Origin of the sequence: Lacrimispora amygdalina, from assembly GCF_003432035.1 — a bacterium.
GTDB lineage: Bacteria > Bacillota > Clostridia > Lachnospirales > Lachnospiraceae > Lacrimispora > Lacrimispora amygdalina.
In genome coordinates, this window is record NZ_QOHO01000154.1 from 1 (window position 1) to 964 (window position 964).

Annotated in this window: 1 protein-coding gene; it reads left to right on the top strand. The window is 35.4% G+C overall.

Annotated features, from left to right (window positions below):
• Positions 1 to 274 precede the first annotated feature (274 nt).
• On the top strand, positions 275 to 964 hold a 690-nt coding region (locus DS742_RS28395; RefSeq protein ID WP_147325904.1), incomplete at its 3' end, for an Abi family protein.

Here is a 964-nt window from a genome sequence, read left to right on the forward strand (position 1 = left end):
CATTGGAGCCTCCTATGCGACAAAGTTTTTTCTATATTTTACCTTATCGATACGAAGATTCCTAGTTTTCTGGATTATTAGTGCGAATTATTTTCACCTTTCAGTTCTGGAAAAATATACTTTCCATTGACATTTTACTGGTTCTTGGGTATATTATATTTAGTGGTTGCGCTACGGAAACTTGAGATGCCCGTGGCCGGAGGAGCTCATGCGTGGGCTCCTTTTTTATTTTTATAGGCACCACAATAACCACACTATGCAAAGGAGACATCCGATGGGAAAAGCTTTTTTTACATATGAACAACAGTTATACAAATTACAATCAGAAAAAGAACTTACCATTTCTGATCCTTCCTACGCTTTAAAAACATTGGAGAAACTCAGCTACTATTCTCTGATTGGTGGATATAAAGATTTATTCAAGCATCCTGCATCAAAAAAATATCTAAGAGGTGTAACATTTGAAGAACTTGTCGCTTTTTATAAGTTCGATGAAGAACTCCGAACCTTATTTTTAAAGTATATACTCCATGTAGAACGCCATATAAAATCAATGCTTTCCTATCATTTTTGTGAAAAGTACGGCGAAAATCAATCTGCCTATTTAGATATCAACAACTATAACCTTAAGCACAAAAACAAAAATGACATTTATCGTCTTGTTCGAGCACTAAATGATACCATATCACTGCCCACGCACTACGCATATATCAAACATCACATCAATACATACAGTAATGTTCCTTTGTGGGTCGCCATGAATGCACTTACTTTTGGACAAGTCTCTAAAATGTATCAATATTCAACTTCTGATATCCGAACAAAAATAAGCACTAATTTTAACAATATATCAGAGAAGCAACTTCATCAGCTGATTCGTATTATAGCAAGTTGCAGAAATGTCTGTGCTCATGGCGAGCGACTGTATTCCTTTCATGTAAAAGAAAACATACCCAACATGCCA